The organism is Geodermatophilus sp. SYSU D00710, from assembly GCF_054050195.1.
This window is the reverse complement of the sequence record NZ_JBJGYX010000020.1, coordinates 18,288-35,748: the sequence shown is the minus strand read 5'-3', so window position 1 is coordinate 35,748 and position 17,461 is coordinate 18,288. Positions and strand designations below refer to the sequence as shown.

17 protein-coding genes and 1 pseudogene are annotated in these 17,461 nt (G+C 76.4%); 7 read left to right on the top strand and 11 right to left on the bottom strand.

All coding sequences use genetic code 11. The annotated features are described in order from the left end of the window. Window positions 1–8 precede the first annotated feature (8 nt). The 3 genes from ACI78U_RS11605 to ACI78U_RS11595 all read right to left on the bottom strand — a co-directional run bounded on the left by ACI78U_RS11605 (window position 9) and on the right by ACI78U_RS11595 (window position 2,434). Window positions 9–380, bottom strand: a complete 372-nt coding sequence (locus ACI78U_RS11605; RefSeq protein WP_456875464.1) for a cupin domain-containing protein — start codon at window positions 378–380, stop codon at window positions 9–11. 162 nt (window positions 381–542) lie between these two features. Next, window positions 543–1,883, bottom strand: a complete 1,341-nt coding sequence (locus ACI78U_RS11600; protein WP_456875463.1) for a dicarboxylate/amino acid:cation symporter — start codon at window positions 1,881–1,883, stop codon at window positions 543–545. Window positions 1,884–2,071: 188 nt separating this feature from the next. Further along, a complete protein-coding gene (locus tag ACI78U_RS11595; protein ID WP_456875462.1) occupies window positions 2,072–2,434 on the bottom strand; it encodes a hypothetical protein in 363 nt (120 codons plus the stop codon). A 186-nt stretch (window positions 2,435–2,620) separates the two neighbouring features. On the opposite strand from ACI78U_RS11595, the gene yidD reads away from it, so the two are divergent. Beyond that, on the top strand, window positions 2,621–3,010 hold the full coding sequence (yidD, locus tag ACI78U_RS11590) for a membrane protein insertion efficiency factor YidD (protein WP_456875461.1): 390 nt from the start codon (window positions 2,621–2,623) through the stop codon (window positions 3,008–3,010). A 27-nt stretch (window positions 3,011–3,037) separates the two neighbouring features. On the opposite strand, the gene ACI78U_RS11585 is transcribed toward yidD, so the two are convergent. Then, on the bottom strand, window positions 3,038–3,565 hold the full coding sequence (locus ACI78U_RS11585; protein WP_456875460.1) for a DUF1353 domain-containing protein: 528 nt from the start codon (window positions 3,563–3,565) through the stop codon (window positions 3,038–3,040). Window positions 3,566–3,572: 7 nt separating this feature from the next. Continuing rightward, entirely contained in the window at window positions 3,573–4,418 is an 846-nt protein-coding gene (locus ACI78U_RS11580; RefSeq protein WP_456875459.1) for an SDR family NAD(P)-dependent oxidoreductase, read from the bottom strand. Window positions 4,419–4,493: 75 nt separating this feature from the next. On the opposite strand from ACI78U_RS11580, the gene ACI78U_RS11575 reads away from it, so the two are divergent. Then, entirely contained in the window at window positions 4,494–5,504 is a 1,011-nt protein-coding gene (locus tag ACI78U_RS11575; RefSeq protein WP_456875458.1) for an iron-containing redox enzyme family protein, read from the top strand. A gap of 30 nt (window positions 5,505–5,534) precedes the next feature. On the opposite strand, the gene ACI78U_RS11570 is transcribed toward ACI78U_RS11575, so the two are convergent. The 4 genes from ACI78U_RS11570 to glnA form a co-directional block, all read right to left on the bottom strand. Next, window positions 5,535–5,864, bottom strand: coding sequence for a CDGSH iron-sulfur domain-containing protein (locus ACI78U_RS11570; protein WP_456875457.1), 330 nt, complete (start codon window positions 5,862–5,864; stop codon window positions 5,535–5,537). 42 nt (window positions 5,865–5,906) lie between these two features. Further along, window positions 5,907–9,002, bottom strand: coding sequence for a bifunctional [glutamine synthetase] adenylyltransferase/[glutamine synthetase]-adenylyl-L-tyrosine phosphorylase (locus ACI78U_RS11565; protein ID WP_456875456.1), 3,096 nt, complete (start codon window positions 9,000–9,002; stop codon window positions 5,907–5,909). Window positions 9,003–9,006: 4 nt separating this feature from the next. After that, window positions 9,007–9,741, bottom strand: a complete 735-nt coding sequence (locus tag ACI78U_RS11560; protein ID WP_456875455.1) for a type 1 glutamine amidotransferase — start codon at window positions 9,739–9,741, stop codon at window positions 9,007–9,009. Window positions 9,742–9,840: 99 nt separating this feature from the next. Next, a complete protein-coding gene (gene glnA, locus ACI78U_RS11555) occupies window positions 9,841–11,181 on the bottom strand; it encodes a type I glutamate--ammonia ligase (RefSeq protein WP_456875454.1) in 1,341 nt (446 codons plus the stop codon). 109 nt (window positions 11,182–11,290) lie between these two features. Between glnA and ACI78U_RS11550 the strand changes: the two genes are divergently transcribed. Together ACI78U_RS11550 and ACI78U_RS11545 are read left to right on the top strand one after the other, a co-directional pair. Beyond that, on the top strand, window positions 11,291–11,758 hold the full coding sequence (locus ACI78U_RS11550; protein WP_456875453.1) for an N-acetyltransferase family protein: 468 nt from the start codon (window positions 11,291–11,293) through the stop codon (window positions 11,756–11,758). Window positions 11,759–11,838: 80 nt separating this feature from the next. After that, window positions 11,839–12,384 (top strand): DinB family protein, encoded by a 546-nt coding sequence (locus ACI78U_RS11545; RefSeq protein ID WP_456875452.1) that lies wholly within the window; start codon window positions 11,839–11,841, stop codon window positions 12,382–12,384. A 15-nt stretch (window positions 12,385–12,399) separates the two neighbouring features. Here the strand turns inward: ACI78U_RS11545 and ACI78U_RS11540 are convergent, their stop codons facing one another. Continuing rightward, window positions 12,400–13,638, bottom strand: coding sequence for an NAD(P)/FAD-dependent oxidoreductase (locus ACI78U_RS11540; RefSeq protein ID WP_456875451.1), 1,239 nt, complete (start codon window positions 13,636–13,638; stop codon window positions 12,400–12,402). A 423-nt stretch (window positions 13,639–14,061) separates the two neighbouring features. Here ACI78U_RS11540 and ACI78U_RS11535 point away from each other — a divergent pair, with 423 nt between their 5' ends. From ACI78U_RS11535 to ACI78U_RS11525, 3 genes are read left to right on the top strand one after another with little or no spacing between them, the layout of a single operon-like run. Continuing rightward, window positions 14,062–15,897: an NAD+ synthase gene (locus ACI78U_RS11535; RefSeq protein ID WP_456875450.1), complete on the top strand. Its 1,836-nt coding sequence runs from the start codon at window positions 14,062–14,064 to the stop codon at window positions 15,895–15,897. Then, entirely contained in the window at window positions 15,894–16,724 is an 831-nt protein-coding gene (gene panB, locus ACI78U_RS11530) for a 3-methyl-2-oxobutanoate hydroxymethyltransferase (RefSeq protein ID WP_456875449.1), read from the top strand. The genes ACI78U_RS11535 and panB overlap by 4 nt, the downstream gene beginning before the upstream one ends. Window positions 16,725–16,727: 3 nt before the next feature. After that, the gene (locus tag ACI78U_RS11525; protein WP_456875502.1) at window positions 16,728–17,084 is read left to right on the top strand and encodes a hypothetical protein; all 357 of its coding nucleotides are present in this window, start codon (window positions 16,728–16,730) and stop codon (window positions 17,082–17,084) included. Window positions 17,085–17,134: 50 nt separating this feature from the next. On the opposite strand, the pseudogene ACI78U_RS11520 reads toward ACI78U_RS11525, so the two are convergent. Then, window positions 17,135–17,431, bottom strand: a pseudogene (locus ACI78U_RS11520) (DUF2784 domain-containing protein); the annotation flags it as partial. Between the last annotated feature and the right edge of the window lie 30 nt (window positions 17,432–17,461).

Below are 17,461 nucleotides of genomic sequence, written 5' to 3'. Positions count from 1 at the left end.
CGACGGGGTCAGGTCAGTGCAGTGGCCAGCGGCCGCCCGACCTCGACGACGTAGGTGCTGAGCATGTGGCCGGTGCCCGGGCCCAGGTCGCGGGCGTTGTGCGGCGTGCCGGGCGGGATGAGGAACCCGCCGCCGGCGTGCAGCGTGACCGTCGGCCGGCCCCGGACCTGCATCTCCACCGTGCCGGCGACGATGTAGCCGACCTCCTCCCCGGGGTGGGTGTGCCAGCCCGACTCCACGCCGACCGGGATCTCGGTGAGGACCTGCACGACCTCCCGGCCCGGGAGCGAGAACGGGCCGCGCTGGACCTCGGTGCGCTTGAGCCGCCCGGCCAGGTCGTCGGCCGGGGGCGGGGCGGTCGTCTCGGGCTCGTGGACCATGGCCGGGCTCCTCCGCGGGGTCGGGTGCGGGGACGACCCTGGCGCCAGGAGCGGGCAGGCGCATCGGTCACCTGACCGTGGCGGTGTCCGCCCCGCCCGGACACGGCGACGGGCCGGTGACCCCGCGGGGGGTCACCGGCCCGTCCGTGGAGGGCGCCGGGATCAGGCGGCTGCGGGCTGGCGCAGGTCGGCGTCGACCCCGCCGGTCCCGCCGGGCAGCGGCCCGGCGGCGGGGCCGCCGCGGAACCGCTCCAGGTCGAGGATGCCCTCGCGCTTGGCCACGATCGTCGGGACCAGCGCCTGGCCCGCGACGTTCACCGCGGTGCGGCCCATGTCCAGGATCGGGTCGATGGCCAGCAGCAGGCCGACGCCGGCCAGCGGCAGCCCGAGGGTGGACAGCGTCAGGGTCAGCATGACCACCGCGCCGGTCACGCCGGCGGTGGCGGCGGAGCCGACGACCGACACCAGCGCGATGAGCAGGTAGTCGGTCAGCGAGAGGTCCACGCCGAAGAACTGCGCCACGAAGATCGCCGCGAGCGCCGGGTAGATCGCCGCGCAGCCGTCCATCTTCGTCGTGGCGCCCAGCGGCACGGCGAAGGAGGCGTAGGCCCGCGGCACCCCGAGGCTCTGCTCGGTGACCCGCTCGGTCACCGGCAGGGTGCCGATCGAGGAGCGGGAGACGAAGGCGAGCTGGATGGCCGGCCACGCCCCGGCGAACCACCGCAGCGGCGAGAGGCCGTGCAGGCGCAGCAGCACCGGGTAGACGACGAAGAGCACCAGCGCGAGGCCGGCGTAGACGGCGCCGGCGAAGACGCTCAGCGAGCCCAGCGACTCCCAGCCGTAGCTGGCGACGGCGTTGCCGATCAGGCCGACGGTGCCGATCGGGGCCAGCAGGATGACCCACCACAGCAGCTTCTGGACGACGGCCAGCGCCGAGCGGACCAGGCCGAGGAACGGCTCGGCCGGCTCGCCGACCTTCAGCACCGCGACGCCGATCGCGACCGACAGCACGATCAGCTGCAGCACGTTGAACGACAGGCTGCCGTCGGCACCGGTCTGGAGCCCCAGGATGTTGCCCGGCACGAGCCCGGTGAGGAAGTCCCACCAGCCGCCGGTCTTCTCGGGTGCGGCCGCGGTCGCGGCGTCGACGGAGCTGTTGCGGCCGGGCTCGGTGAGCAGGCCGAGGCCGATGCCGATGGACACGGCGATCAGCGCGGTGATGCCGAACCAGAGCAGCGTCTGGCCGGCCAGGCGCGCGGCGTTCGACACCTGCTTGAGGTTGGCGATGCTGACGATCACCGCGGTCACGACCAGCGGCGGGACGAGGACCTTCAGCAGCGTGACGAAGGTGTCGCCGATGGTCTGCAGGGTGCTGGTGAGCCAGTTGGGCGTGCCGTCGGCGACGGGGCCGAGGTCGCGGGCCACGAGGCCCAGGGCGACGCCCACCACGAGGGCGAGGAGGACCTGCGCCGCGAACGGGACGCGGCGGAGACGTGCGAGCACGGACGTGCCTTTCCGGGGAGGGGTTCGAGCGGGGACGACGCGGACGGCGGCGTCAGCCGGCGCTCGTCACCCGGCACAGGTCCAGCTCACGGCACCGCGTGAGCCCCCAGACGTTCCGCACGAGGGGGTCAATGCGGAGCGAGGACCGCGGCATCCCGGCTGTGCGCGGTCTCACCCCGGCGACCGGCTCAGGCGGCGTCGTCCTCGACCGCGGGTGCGTCCCCGGAGGCGGCCTCGGCCTCCAGGCCGACCATCACCTCGTTGGTCTGCAGGGTGACCAGCCAGGCCAGCGCGTGGTCCTCCACCGGCCGGCCCGAGACCTGTGCGATCGCGTCGAGCTGGGCGGCGACCAGGCCGCGGGCGGCCTGGTAGACGTGGGCGGCGGTGACCGCGGTCCCCAGCTCGGCCAGCCACAGCCGGCCGTCGGGCAGGACCCGGACCTCCGGCTGGCTGCCCACGTGCAGGTCGGCGGCGGCGCTGGCCACCACGGACATGCCGGCGCGCAGCTCGGTCAGCCGGCGGTCGTGGTCGGGCGATGACGGCACGGACATCGGGTGCCTCCTCGGACGGGCCCGCGGGCTGCGGGTCGTGTCCTCAGGGTCGGCAGTCGCCCGGCCGGACCCCGTGGCCCGCGGGGCGGGAGGGGACGCCCGGGACGGGCGGGACGAACCGTTGCGCGGACGACTCGCGCGGACGGTCCTTCCCCGGACGCCGGTCGCCCTGCACCATGCCGCCCCGTGATCAACCGCCCCGGGTGCACCCGACGCCGAGCCCACCGACGGTCGAAGGGGTCCAGCGGCTCCTCCTGCGACGGATGCGACGAGGGCTGCGACGCCATCGGCCTGTTCAGCCTGCTGTGGCTGGCGCTGCCCGCGGCCCTGGTCACCCCGGCGCCGGCCGGCACGCCTCGGGCGGCGCGGTGGCCGGTCCGGTTCGTCGTCGCCTACCGCGAGCGGGTCAGCCCCACCCGCCTGCCGGTCTGCCGGTTCACGCCGACCTGCTCGACCTACGGCCTGGAGGCGCTGCGCACGCACGGCGCGCTGCGTGGCGGGTGGCTCACCGCGCGCCGGCTGCGCCGCTGCCGGCCGGGCGCCGGCGGCAGCGACCCGGTGCTGCCGCGGGCGTAGCCGGGCGGGGGCGGGGCGGTCCGGCCGTCAGTGGCGCGACCACGGCCGGATGCCCCGCTCCCCCGACACCAGGCGCTCGAGCGCGGCGTAGACGGCCAGCCCGGGCAGCACCAGCAGCGAGGGCGGCAGCACCAGCGGCGCGGCCAGCAGGGAGATGGCCAGCACGCCCGGCGCCGTCAGCAGCCACCCGCGCCGTCGTTCCGGATCGGCCAGCGCTCCCCACCGGACGCCGGTCCACATCAGCCACCGCAGCAGCACCGGGACGTCGGCCTCGCGCATCGCGCGGCGGAACACCCCGTCGGCCTGCCGGGAGGTGACCGCGCCGGTGGCGATCCCCACCGTGCACAGCCAGTCGTGCAGCACCGCCGCGAGGGTGTAGCGACCGGCCCTCGGCACCAGCCAGAGCACCGGGCGCGGCACGGTGGCCAGGTCGGTGGAGAAGCCCGCCGGCACGACGAAGCGGTCGCGCCGGCCGACGTAGGTCAGCGGCTCCACGAGGGTCCAGCCGTCGGCGCCGGTGGTGCGCAGGACCGCCGACGGCGGGTCGAAGGGCACGGCCGCCTCACCCGGTCCGCTCGTCGACCATGCGGGCGGCGACCCGCCGGATCCGGTCGGCCTGCCGGGAGAGCACCAGGTCCAGCGCCCGGTTGACGGGGAAGACCTCGCCCAGCCGGGCCAGTCCCATGACCCGCGGGACGGCGACCGAGCGCGACCAGTACGACGTCAGGCAGCCGGCGACGCGGTCGGCGACCCGCTCGGTCGCGACGCCCGGGGTCAGCCGGCCGCGGGCGTCGTCGTCGGAGGCCGGGGGCGACCCGTGCCCCCGCGCCATCCACTCGGTGGCCACCGGCCCGGGCAGGACCGCGTGCACCCGGACCCCGCGGGCGGTGACCTCCCGCCGCAGGCCGGAGAGGAACCCCTGCACCCCCGCCTTGGTGGCCGAGTAGACGGTCAGCGGCGGCACCTGCGCCAGCCCGGCCGAGGAGCTGACCACGAGCAGGTCACCCCGCCCGCGGCCGGCCGCCGCGGCGAGCAGGTGAGGCAGCGCCAGCCGGGTCAGGTCCACGACCCCGGTCAGGTTGGTCGCCACCATGCCCTCGACCACCTCCCGGGGCGTGTCCTCCACCAGGGCGGCGTAGGCCAGCCCGGCGTTGAGGACGACGGCGTCGAGCCGGCCGTGCTCGGCCAGCGCCCGCTGCACGAGCCGCTCCCGGTCGTCGGCCCGGGCGACGTCGGCGACCACCCCGGTGACCCCGGGCAGGCTCGTGACCGCCTCCCCGAGCCGGTCGCCGTCGCGGGCGCAGGTGACCACCCGCGCCCCCGCTCCGGCCAGCCGGGCGACGGTGGCACGGCCGATGCCGGCGCTGCCGCCGGTGACGAGGACGACGCGGTCGCGCAGGTCTGCCATGGCCGGGCACTACCCGGGGCGACATCACATCGTGCGCGGTGCATCGAAGTGGGGACCGCTGGGCATGGTGATCACATGCGCGTTCCGGAGTCCCGGGGTCCCCTGACCGCTGCCCTGGGCGACGACCTGCTCGCCGGCGAGGTGGCGGCCGCCACCGTCGAGCTGGCCCGTGAGACCGCGCAGGCCGCGGCCGCGCCGCTGCTCGACGACGACCTGCAGGTGGCGCTGGCGGTCTGCTACGAGCTGCACTACCGCGGGTTCGACGGCGTGGACGACGCACTCGAGTGGGACCCGGACCTGATCACGCTGCGCGGGCACCTGGAGCGTCGGCACCTGGCCGCCCTGCGGGAGCTGACCGGCCCGACGGTGGCGACCGGCGACCCGGTGGACCGGCAGCTGGCCGCGCTGATCGCCGCCGACGGCGGCCCCTCGCTGTCGCGGTACATGGCCCGGCACGGCACGCCCGAGCAGTGGCGGGAGTACCTGACGCTGCGGTCGGTCTACCACCTCAAGGAGGGTGACCCGCACACCTTCGCCGTCCCGCGGCTGTCCGGCCGGGCGAAGGCCGCGATGGTGGAGATCCAGGCCGACGAGTACGGCGGGGGCTCCGCCGAGCGCATGCACAGCGAGCTGTTCGCCGGGATGATGCGCGACCTCGGCCTCGACGCCCGCTACGGCGCGCTGTGGGACGTCGCCCCGGCGGTCGCGTTCACCTCGGTGAACACGATGTCGCTGTTCGGCCTGCACCGTCGCTGGCGGGCCGCGGCGCTGGGCCACCTGGCCTGTGTGGAGATGACCTCCTCCGAGCCCAGCCGCCGCTACTCCTCGGGCCTGCGCCGCCTGGGCCACGACGAGCGCACGACCGTCTTCTACGACGAGCACGTCGAGGCCGACGCCGTCCACGAGCAGATCGCCGCGGTCGACATGTGCGGCTCGCTCGTCGCCGAGGACCCCGCCCTGGCCGACGACGTCATCTTCGGCGCCGCGTGCTCCCTGGCGCTCGACGGGCTGGCCGCCGGTCACCTCCTGGGCGCCTGGGAGGCCGGTTCCTCGGCGCTGCGCGGGGAGCCGTCACTGGTCGCCTGACGCAGGCCCCTGCGGAAGGCCCGCCCGTCGTCAGCCGGGCTCGGGGCCCGGCCGGTCCGCGCTGTGGAGCGCCGCGGCCGGGCGCGGCCGGCTCGGCGCGCTGGGCGCGGCGAACCCCGAGCGCTTGTGGGTGCCGTCGCAGAACGGCTTGATGCCCGACTTCCCGCAGCGGCACAGCGCCACCGTCCGGCGCCCGGGGTCGATCTCGGCGCCGTCCTGGTCGACCAGCCGGAAGTCGCCGCGGACGATGAGCGGCCCGTCGCGGTAGGGCGTGATGGTGGCGCCGGCCGCGGAGGAGTCCGCGGTGGCGTCGTCGGACGGGTGGTCGGTCGGGTCGTCGGCGGGGACGGCGGAGCTCACTCCCCCAGCGTGCCCCGCCGCGGCACCCGGCACACCCGCCGGTCAGCCCTCGGCGGGATAGCCGTAGAACACCTGCTCGACGACGCCGCGCGCGTGCCGGGTGGTGCGGCGGTAGTCGTCGAGGAACCGCCCGGGGTCGACGTCGGGCCCGCAGCCGCTGGCCCGCGCCACCCCGGCCAGCTCCAGCCCGGGCCGGGGCAGCTGGTCGCTGGGCCGGCCGCGGACCAGGAAGACGGCGTTGCGCGCCCGGCTGGCCAGCTCCCACGCCTCCCGCAGCGCGTCGGCCTGCGCGCGCTCGACCAGCCCGGCAGCGGTCAGCTGCGCGAGCGCCCCGACCGTCGAGGTCAACCGCAACGACGGCACCCGGGCGGCGTGCTGCAGCTGCAGGAGCTGGACGGTCCACTCGACGTCGGCCAGCCCGCCGCGGCCGAGCTTGGTGTGGGTGGCGGGGTCGGCGCCACGGGGCAGCCGCTCGCGCTCGACCCGCGCCTTGATCCGGCGGATCTCGGCGACCTGGGCGTCGGTGAGGCCGGCGGCGGGGTAGCGCAGCGGGTCGACCAGCTCGACGAACGCCGCCCCGAGCTCCGGGCTGCCGGCCACCGGCACCGCCCGCAGCAGCGCCTGCACCTCCCACACCGACACCCAGCGCTCGTAGTACTCGCGGAAGGCGTCGAGGCTGCGGACGAGCGCGCCCTGCCGGCCCTCGGGTCGCAGGTCGGCGTCGATCTCGAACGCCGGGTCGGGCGCGGGCTCGGCGAGCAGCCGGCGCAGCGTGTGCGCGACGGCGTTCGCGGCCTGGGTCGCCGAGCCCTCGTCGGTGCCGGGCCGCGCCCGGTGCACGAAGAGGACGTCGGCGTCGGAGCCGTAGCCCATCTCGCCGCCGCCGAGCCGGCCCATGCCGATGACGGCGAGCTCGACCGGCACGTCCTCGGCGGCGACCCCGGCCTCCCGGGCCCACGCGCGGACGGCGACGTCGAGACCGGCCTGCAGGGCGGCGACGGCGACGTCGGTGAGCGCCTGCCCGACCCGGACGACGTCGAGCCGGCCGAGCAGGTCGGCCGCGGCGATCCGCAGCAGCTCCTGCCGGCGCTGGGCCCGCAGCACGCCGATCGCGGCCTGCGGGTCGGCCGACCGGGCGGCGGCGGCCCGCCAGGCCCCGGCCAGCGTCGCGGCGGCCCGCGGCTCGAGCTCGTCGTCGTCGGCGAGGATGCGCAGCGCCTCGGGGGTGCGGGTGAGCAGCGCGGCCACGTACTGGCTGGAGCCGAGCAGCCGCGCCAGCCGCTCGGCCACCTGCCCCTCGTCGCGCAGCAGCCGCAGGTACCACTGGTTGCCGCCGAGGGCCTCGCTGACCTGCCGGTAGGCGAGCAGCCCGGCGTCGGGGTCGGCGCAGTCGGCGAGGGTCTGCAGCACGACCGGCAGCAGGTACTTCTGCATCGACGCCGAGCGCGACACCCCGCCGGTCAGCGCCGCCATGTGCCGCAGCGCGCCCGGCGGGTCGGCGAAGCCCAGCGCGCGCAGCCAGTCACCGGCCGCCTCGCTGCCCAGCTGCGCGGCCTCGGCCGGCACCCGGGCCACGGCCGACAGCAGCGGCCGGTAGAAGAGCTTCTCGTGCAGCCGGCGCACCTCGCGGGTGTGCAGCGCCAGCTCGGCGCGCAGCACGTCGACGGCGCTGCCGCGGGGGTCGGGCTTGTAGCCCAGCGACCGGGCCAGCCAGCGCAGCTGCTGCTCGTCGGTGGGCAGCAGGTGGGTGCGCCGCAGCCGCAGCAGCTGGAGCCGGTGCTCCACGGTGCGCAGGAACCGGTAGGAGGCGATGAGCGTGTCGGCGTCGTCGCGGCCGACGTAGCCGCCGGCCCGCAGCGCGGCCAGCGCCGGGAGCGTGCCGCCGACCCGCAGCCGGACGTCGACCCGGCCGTGCACCAGCTGCAGCAGCTGGACGGCGAACTCGACGTCGCGCAGCCCGCCGCGGCCGAGCTTGAGCTCCCGCTCGACCTGGGCCGGCGGGATGTTGTCCTCCACCCGCCGGCGCATCGCCTGCACCTCGGCGACGAAGCCGGGGCGGTCGCCGGCCTGCCACACCAGCGGGAACAGCTCGTCGACGTAGGACCGGCCCAGGTCGGGGTCGCCGGCCACCGGGCGCATCTTGAGCAGGGCCTGGAACTCCCAGGTGCTGGCCCACTGCCGGTAGTAGGCGGCGTGGCCGGACAGCGTGCGCACCAGCGGCCCGGCCTTGCCCTCCGGGCGCAGCGCGGCGTCGACCTCCCAGGCCGCCTGCCCGCAGATCCGCATGAGCGCGGCGGCCACCCGGGTCGCGCTCTGCACGGCCGGCGCCTCCGGCTCGCTGGGGTCGACCGGCTCGGCCACGAACACGACGTCGACGTCGCTGACGTAGTTGAGCTCCCGGCCGCCGCACTTGCCCAGCCCGATGACCGCCAGCCGGCAGGGAGCCGCGCCCTCGGGCTGTTCGGCCACGGCGATCGCCAGCCCGGCGGTGAGCACCGCGGCGGCGATGTCGGCGAGCTCGGCGGCGACGTCCTCGGCCGACAGCCCCTCCCCCAGGTCGCGCCCGGCCAGGGACAGCACCGCCCGTCGGTGGGCCAGCCGCAGCGCGGCCACCCGCTGCGGCGAGGCGTCGGGCGCGGCCCGGCCGAGCCGGATCCCCCACGGCGGGTCGTCGGGGTCGGCGCCGACGGCGACCAGCAGGTCCCGCTCGAGTGCCAGCGCGGTGGGCCGCACCGGGCCCCGGCTGTCGGCGTCGAGGACCGTCCAGTCGCCGGGGTGGGCGGCGAGGTGGTCGGCCAGGCCGGCGCTCGCGCCCAGGACCGACAGCAGCCGGGCGCGCAGCACGGCCGAGCCGCGCAGCCGGGCGAGGAGCGCCGCGGCCGAGCCGCCGGTGGGGTCGGCGGCGTCGAGGGCCTCGACCAGCCGGGTGAGCGAGCGGACGGCGAGGTCGGGGTCGCCGGCACGGGCCAGCGCGGACACCACCGAGCCGGCCTCCGGGTCGGCGGGCTCGTTGCGGTCGAGGTCCCACAGCCCCAGCGCGGGGTCGGACAGCAGCAGCGCCGCCCGCTCGCCGTCGTGGAAGCCGAACCGGGCCAGCCGCACGACCGCGCGGCGGGGTACCTCCCGGGACGCGGTCACCGGCTCAGACCGGGGCCCCGTGGCCGGCGCGCACCAGGTCGGCGAAGCGGGCGGCGAACGGTGCCCAGACCTCCTCGAGGTCGGGGTGCACCGCGTCGGTCAGCCGGACCAGCGTCTCGCGGTCCCACGGGCTCGCCGCGACGCCGACGGTGTCCCGCTCGGCCCACTCGCGCACGATCTCCGGCGTCGTCTCGATGTGGAACTGCAACCCGTAGACCCGCCGGCCCACCCGGAAGGCCTGGTGGACGTAGACCGGGCTGCTCGCCAGCAGGGTGGCCCCGGGCGGCAGCTCGCAGACCTCGTCGTGGTGGAACTGGATGACGTCGGGCGAGAGCGGGAGCGGGCCGAACACCGGGTCGTCGGCGGCAGCGTCGCGCTTGGCCACCAGCAGCGCCCCGACCTCGGGGCCCTCGACGCCCTCGCGCACCCGCCCGCCGCCGGCCTGGGCCAGCAGCTGCGCGCCCAGGCACACCGCCAGCGTGGGGGCGTCGTCGGCCAGGGCCTTCGCCAGCAGCGCGCGGACCGGCTCCAGCTCGGTGGCGCCGTCGTCGACGCTGGACTGCGGGCCGCCCATGACGACCAGCCCGTCGAAACCGGCCAGGTCGGCGGGGACCTCGTCGCCGGCGTCGAGGTGCCGCTCGTCGAGGTCCAGCCCGGCCGCGCGCAGCCAGTCGGCCAGGCGCGCGGGCGGGGCGGTCTCGCTGGGGACGACGACGAGCAGGCGGGGACGGTCCGGCACGGCGTCGAGGTTAGTAGAAGGACCTCGTCGCCCCCGCGCCTCGCAGGTGCCCTCACCGCGGTGTCGGCGCCTACGGGTGCCTTTGTCGCGACAATGGCTCTACAGGCCCGGGAGGTAGCGCTTGAGCTCGAAGGGCGTCACGTTCTGGCGGTAGGAGTTGAACTCCTCCCACTTGTTGCGGAGGAAGAACTCGAACACGTGCTCGCCGAGGGTCTCGGCCACGAGCTCGCTGCCCTGCATCGCCGTCAGCGCCTCGCCCAGGGACACCGGCAGGTCCTCGTACCCGGCGGCGCGGCGCTCGGTGTCGGTGAGTGACCAGACGTCGTCCTCGGCCTCGGGCGGCAGCTCGTAGCCCTTCTCGATGCCCCGCAGCCCGGCGGCCAGCAGCACGGCGAAGGTGAGGTAGGGGTTGCACGCGGAGTCCGGCGAGCGGACCTCGATCCGCGCCGACTGCCCCTTGTTCGGCTTGTAGGAGGGCAGCCGGACCAGCGCCGAGCGGTTGGCCCGGCCCCAGGTGGCCGCCGTCGGCGCCTCGGTGCCGGCCAGCAGCCGCCGGTAGGAGTTGACCGTCTGGTTGGTGACGGCGGTGAACTCGCGGGCGTGGGTGAGCAGGCCGGCGATGAACTGCCGCCCGGTGGCCGAGAGCCGGATCGGGTCGGCGGGGTCGTGGAAGGCGTTGCGGTCGCCCTCGAACAGCGACACGTGGGTGTGCATCGCCGAGCCGGCCAGGTCGGTGAACGGCTTGGGCATGAAGGTGGCGTGCACGCCCTGGGCCAGGGCGACCTCGCGGACGACGTGCCGCAGCGTCATCACGTTGTCGGCCATCGACAGCGCGTCGGCGTAGCGCAGGTCGATCTCCTGCTGGCCCGGCGCGACCTCGTGGTGGCTGAACTCCACCGAGATCCCCATGGCCTCCAGCGCGAAGACCGCCTCGCGCCGGAAGTCGTGGGCCACGTTGTGCGTGGACAGGTCGAAGTAGCCGCCGGTGTCGGCGGGCTCGGGCGGGCTGCCGTCGGTGGGCAGGTCCTTGAGCAGGAAGAACTCGACCTCGGGGTGGGTGTAGAAGGTGAAGCCCATCTCGGCGGCCTTCGACAGCGCCCGGCGCAGCACGTGCCGCGGGTCGGCCCAGGCCGGCGACCCGTCGGGCAGCGTGATGTCGCAGAACATCCGCGCGGTGTCGCTGGGCCGCCCGTGGGTCGCGGGCATCACCTGGAACGTGCCCGGGTCGGGCTTGGCGAGCATGTCGGACTCGTAGACCCGCGCGAAGCCCTCGATGGCCGAGCCGTCGAAGCCGATGCCCTCGGCGAAGGCGGCCTCGATCTCGGCCGGCGCGACGGCGACGGCCTTGAGGTAGCCCGAGACGTCGGTGAACCACAGCCGCACGAAGCGGATGTCGCGTTCCTCGAGGGTGCGCAGGACGAACTCCTGCTGTCGGTCCATGCTGGCCATGATCGGGTCCGCTCGTGTCCGGGGTGTGACGTCGGTGCACAGCCTGCCCGCTCCGGGCGCCGGGCACACCGGCACCCCGCCCCCTCCCGAGGAGACCGCCGTGACCCCCGCCCCGACCGTCCGCCGCGCCGGTCCCGACGACGCCGCGGCCGTGGTCGCGATGGTCGGCGAGATCGCCGCGCTCGAGGGCGACCCCTTCGACGGCACCGAGCAGCGGTGGGCGCAGCTGCTGGCACGCGGCGACGTCGTCGTGCTGCTCGCCGAGCGCGGCGGCGAGCCGGCCGGCTACGTCTCCGCCGTCCGCCGGCTGCACCTGTGGCTGGGCACCGACGTGCTGGCGCTCGACGACCTGTTCGTCCGGGACGGGCACCGCGACGCCGGGGTCGGCCGGCTCCTGATGGCCGAGCTGGCCCGGCTGGCCACCGCCGAGGACCTCGTCGTGCGGTGGGAGGTCCGCGAGGACAACACGGCAGCGCAGCGGTTCTACCGCCGCCTGGGCGCCGTGCTGCGGACCAAGGTCGTCGTCTGGTGGCCACCGACCGCCCAGCGGGCGTTCCTCGGCGACTGACCGGCGCTGGCAGGATCCCGGCGGACGGCGGCCGTCCTGCCGCTGGTGGCGTGCGCCCGCGGTCGGCCAGGCTGCCCGCCGTGACCACGACGCCCATCCTCACGGACACCGACCCGGCCGAGCAGGTCGCGGCCGCCTCCACCGCGCTGGCCGAGCAGCAGCGCCGGGTGGCCGCCCTCCTGACCCGGGCCGCCGGGCGGCCCGTGCGGCCCCTCGCGCCGGAGGACCGCCGGCGCCTGGTGCGGCGGGGGCACTTCCCGGAGTACGCGACCGAGCTGGACTGGACCGCCTGGGACGTCGCCGGCCACCTGCGCGACAGCGCGCGGGTCTTCACCGACCGGATCGAGCGGATCGGCCGCGGCACCCGTCCGGCGCTGCCCGACTTCGTCCCCGACGCCCCCGAGCGGGTGGCCGGCTACCGCGCCACCCCGCCGGCGGTGCTGGTGGCCGAGCTGGCGGTCGCCCAGGCCGGGCTGCTGCGGGCCGTCCGGACGGTCCGTCCCGACCGGCTGGACGCGGTCGGGGTGCACGAGGTCGACGGGCCGGCGTCGCTGGCCGACCTGCTGGCCTTCCTGCCGGCGCACCAGCGCGACCACGCCGAGCAGCTCGCCGCGCTCGTCTCCTGAGCGGCCGGTCCGGGCTCAGCGCGCCGGCGCCAGGCTCTCGAGCGGCGTGTCCGGGTCGGTGAGCGCGGCGGGGTCCACCGGGTGGCCGGCGCGGACCAGCGCCTGGACCGCCTCGGTGACGTCCCAGACGTCGACGTTCATGCCCGCCGTCACCCGCCCGGCGCCGTCCAGCCAGAAGGCGGTGAACGGCCCCTCCTCCGGGTCCCCGCGGGTGACGACGGTGTGCTCCGGCCGGCCGAGACCCGAGTACTCCATGCCCAGCTCGTACTGGTCGGAGAAGAAGTACGGCACCCGGTCGTAGGCGACCTCCTGGCCGAGCACCGACCGCGCCGCGGCCGGCCCCTGGTTGAGCGCGTTGGCCCAGTGCTCCACCCGCACCGGCCGGCCGTACAGCGGGTGGTCGGCGGCGGCGACGTCGCCCGCGGCGTACACGTCGGGTGCGGAGGTGCGCAGGGCGGCATCGGTGCGGATCCCGTCGGCGACGTCGAGCCCCGCAGCCGCGGCCAGGCCGGTCTCCGGCACCACCCCGATACCGACGACGACGAGGTCTGCTGGCACCTGCTCGCCGCCGTCGAGCTCCACCCCGGTGACCCGACCGGCCGGCGCGACGACGCCGCGGACGCCGGTCCGGGTGCGCAGGTCGACGCCGTGCGAGCGGTGCAGCCGCGCGAACACCTCCCCCATCAGCGGCCCGAGGACGCCGTGCAGCGGGGTCGGCTGGGGCTCGACGACGGTCACCCGGTGGCCGTGCGCGCGCGCCGCGGCGGCCACCTCCAGGCCGATCCACCCGGCGCCGACCACGACGACCCGCCGCCCGCCGCCGGCGAGGTCGGCGACCAGCCGGTCGGCGTCGGCGAGGGTGCGCAGGTAGCGCACCCCGTCGGCGTCGGCGCCCGGGACCGCCAGCCGGCGGGGCGAGGCCCCGGTGGCCAGCAGCAGCCGCGAGTAGCCGAGCCGCTCGCCGGTGCCGAGCTCGACCCGGTGGGCCGCCGGGTCGAGCGCGGTGACCGCGACACCGGTGCGCAGGTCGACGCCGGCGTCGGCGTACCAGCCGGTGTCGTGGACGTGCGCGTCGTCGCGCGCCGCCTTCCCCAGCAGGTACTGCTTGGACAGCGGCGGGCGCTCGTAGGGCAGCTCCGGCTCCGCCCCGACGAGCACGACCGGCACGTCACCACCCTCGGCCCGCAGGGTCTCGGCGGCCTTGGCGCCGGCCAGGCCGCCACCGACGACGACGACGGGATCCGCTGCGGACACGAGCGCCTCCTCGGGTGAGGAGCCGATCCTCCACCCTCCCGGGGCCGCGGGACCGCGTCCGCGTCCCCGTTGCGGGGACCGCCGGGCCCAGCCGCGGACCGGCCCGACCTCGCCCGGGTCGTCGTCGCGGGCGGGGGGCTCGCCGCCGAGGTGCACGGGCAGGCCGGGCTCCGGCGGGGGCAGGGCAGCGGCCCCCGCGACCGGGTGCGGCCGGGGCCGGCGCGGCCCGGACGGCGGGCAGCGCCCGGAACCGCTCGAGCCGCTCGTCGTCGTCGAAGACGCCCTCCAGCACGACGCCGGTTCCTCCCCGTCGAGCACCTCGACCGTGAGCCACTCGACCACGGGCCCACGACAGGCCCGGTGTGGCGCTGGTCACACCGCCCACCGGCCCGCCGGTCCTCCGGCGGGACGAGGATGACCGGTGTGAGCGATCAGCGGCCGGTGCAGGTACGGGTGGCGTCGGCCCAGGTCGACACCCGCGTGGGCGACCTGGAGGGCAACGCCGCGCTCGTCGTCGAGTGGGCGCGGAAGGCCGCCGACGACGGCGCGCACCTGGTGGTCTTCCCCGAGATGACGCTGACCGGCTACCCGGCCGAGGACCTCGTGCTGCGCGAGTCCTTCGCCGCCGCCAGCGAGCAGGCCCTCACCGACCTCGCCGGCACGCTCGCCGGGCAGGGCCTGGGCGGGCTCGCCGTCGTCGTCGGGTACCTGGCGCACACCTCCGGCGCGGGACCGGCGCCGGTCGACCGGGTGCCCGAGGACGACGACCGGCCCGGCGACGCCAACCCCCGCCGCGGCGCCCCGCGCAACGCCGCCGCGCTGCTGCACGGCGGGCAGGTGGTGGCCCGCTACGCCAAGCGGCACCTGCCCAACTACGGCGTCTTCGACGAGGCGCGCTACTTCGTCCCCGGCACCGAGCTGCCGGTGGTGCGGCTGCACGGCGTCGACGTCGCCCTGACCATCTGCGAGGACCTCTGGGTCGAGGGCGGCCCGTGCGGCGTGGCCGGGCAGGCCGGCGTCGACCTCGTCGTCTCCCCCAACGCCTCCCCCTACGAGCGGGCCAAGGACGACCTGCGGCTGCCGCTGGTGCGGCGCCGCGCGGCCGAGGCCCGCGCCCCGATCGTCTACTGCAACCTGGTGGGCGGGCAGGACGAGCTGGTCTTCGACGGCGACTCGCTGGTCGTCGCCGCCGACGGCGAGCTGCTGGCCCGGGCGCCGCAGTTCGTCGAGCACCTGCTGTGCGTCGACCTCACCCTCGACCGCGCCCGGGTGCCCGAGCGGCGGGAGGGCCGGATCGGCCCGATGACGGTCACCCGCACCGTCGTCTCCGAGGAGCCGCTGGCCGCCTTCGAGCCACGGCCGGGACGGGTCGCCGAGCCGCTGTCCGACCACGAGGAGGTCTGGCGGGCGCTGGTGCTGGGCCTGCGGGACTTCATCGACAAGAACGGTTTCCCGTCGGTGGTCCTCGGTCTCTCCGGCGGCATCGACTCCGCGCTGGTGGCCGCGCTGTCGGTCGACGCGCTGGGCGCCGACCGGGTGCACGCGGTGGCGCTGCCGTCGCGGTGGTCCTCGGAGCACTCGCTCGCCGACGCCGCGGACAGCGCCCGGCGACTGGGCCTGCACTTCTCCACGGTGCCGATCGCGCCGATGGTCGACGCGTTCGAGTCGGCGGTCGAGCTGTCGGGGACCGCGGCGGAGAACCTGCAGGCCCGCATCCGCGGCACGCTGCTCATGGGCCTGTCCAACCAGCACGGGCACCTGCTGCTGACCACCGGCAACAAGAGCGAGGTCGCCGTCGGCTACTCGACCCTCTACGGCGACGCCGCGGGCGGGTTCGCGCCGATCAAGGACGTGCCCAAGACGCTGGTGTGGGAGCTGGCCCGTTGGCGCAACGCCCACGCCCGGGCGCGCGGGGAGACCGAGCCCGTCCCGCAGAACTCCATCGACAAGCCGCCGTCGGCCGAGCTCGCGCCCGGGCAGAAGGACAGCGACTCCCTGCCCTCCTACGAGGAGCTCGACGCCGTCGTCGCCGACTACGTCGACCGCGACCTCGGCATGGCCCAGCTGCTCGAGCGCGGCCACGACCCCGAGGTGGTGGCCCGCGTCCTGCGGCTGGTCGACGTCGCCGAGTTCAAGCGCCGGCAGTCGGCACCCGGGACGAAGATCAGCCTCAAGGCCTTCGGCCGCGACCGGCGGCTGCCCATCACCAACCGCTGGCGGGAGAGCCTGCCCAGCGTCCGCGAAGGAGCCCAGGCGTGACGGAGTCGGTGCTGTACGGGGGGACGTCGACCGCCCGGGTGCGCATCCACCACCTGCAGCAGGCCAAGGAGCGCGGGGAGCGGTGGGCGATGCTCACGGCCTACGACACCTACGCCGCCGCGGTGTTCGAGGAGGCCGGCATCCCGGTGATGCTGGTCGGCGACTCGGCCGGCAACGTCGTGCTCGGCCACTCCTCGACCGTGCCGGTCACCGTCGAGGACCTGCTGCTGATGACCAAGGCGGTCACCCGGTCGACCACGCGGTCGCTGATCGTGGCCGACCTGCCGTTCGGCAGCTACGAGTCCGGGCCGCAGCAGGCGTTCGCCACCGCCGTCCGGATGATGAAGGAGGGCGGCGCGCAGGCGGTCAAGCTCGAGGGCGGGGTGCGGGTGGCGCCGCAGATCCGGCTGCTCTCCGACAACGGCATCCCGGTGATGGCGCACGTCGGCTTCACGCCGCAGAGCGAGCACGCCCTCGGCGGGTTCCGGGTGCAGGGCCGCGGCCTCGGCGCCGAGCAGCTGCTCGCCGACGCGCGCGCGGTGCAGGAGGCCGGCGCGTTCGCCGTCGTCCTGGAGATGGTGCCCGCCGCGATCGCCGCCGAGGTGACCCGGGAGCTGGCCATCCCGACGATCGGCATCGGCGCCGGGCCCGACTGCGACGCGCAGGTGCTGGTGTGGCCGGACATGGCCGGCCTCAACGGCGGCCGGGTGCCGCGGTTCGTGAAGAAGTACGCCGACCTGCGCGGAGAGCTGCTGCGCGCGGCCCGGGAGTACGCCGACGAGGTGCGCGGCGGGGTCTTCCCCGGCCCGGAGCACTCCTTCGACTGACCGGTGACCGCCGACGGCACCCCCGACCGGCCCGCCGGACCCGCCCGGCGGCCGCCCGTGGTGCGCCGCGTGGCCGGGGTGCTGCTCGGCATCGTGGTGACGACGCTGCTGACCCAGCCGATCGCCGTCGCGGCGCTGTTCTCCTACGCCGCGTTCAGCGGCTGCCTGGTCGACTGCGCCGACCCGCCCGACCTGGGCGGCGGGCTGCTGTGGTCGGCGGTGACCGCGGTCGGGCTGGCCATCCCGCTCGCGCTGGGCATGGCGGTGGCCGGGGTGCGGTCGCGGCGGGCGTGGCTCGGCGCCGGCGCCGTGGTCCTGGGCCTGGTGGTCGCCTGGGCGGTCGCGGGACTGCTGGGCTGAGCCCCCCGCCGGGCCCGCGCCAGGAGGAGCCCGTAGCCGAGCGCGTTCAGGCCGAACGCCAGCGCGTACGTGCCGACCTGGGTGGACGTCGCCGCCACGTCGAGACCCAGCGGGCCGTAGACGTAGTGGGCGAGGAAGCCGCCGTCGTAGGGCGCCGCCCCGGCCCGCTCCCTCAGCGCGAGCTCGAGCGTGGTCAGCGGGCAGGCGGCGCCGGCCAGGTTCACGGCCAGCACCGCGAGCGCCACCGGTGCGTGCACGAGCACCAGCCGGGGCCACCGGAGCGCGAGCAGCGCGCCGGTGAGCATGAGCATCACGGCGGCCCCGTGCAGGACCGCGACCGCACTCACGAGCACCACGCCCCGATCCTCCCGCGGTCC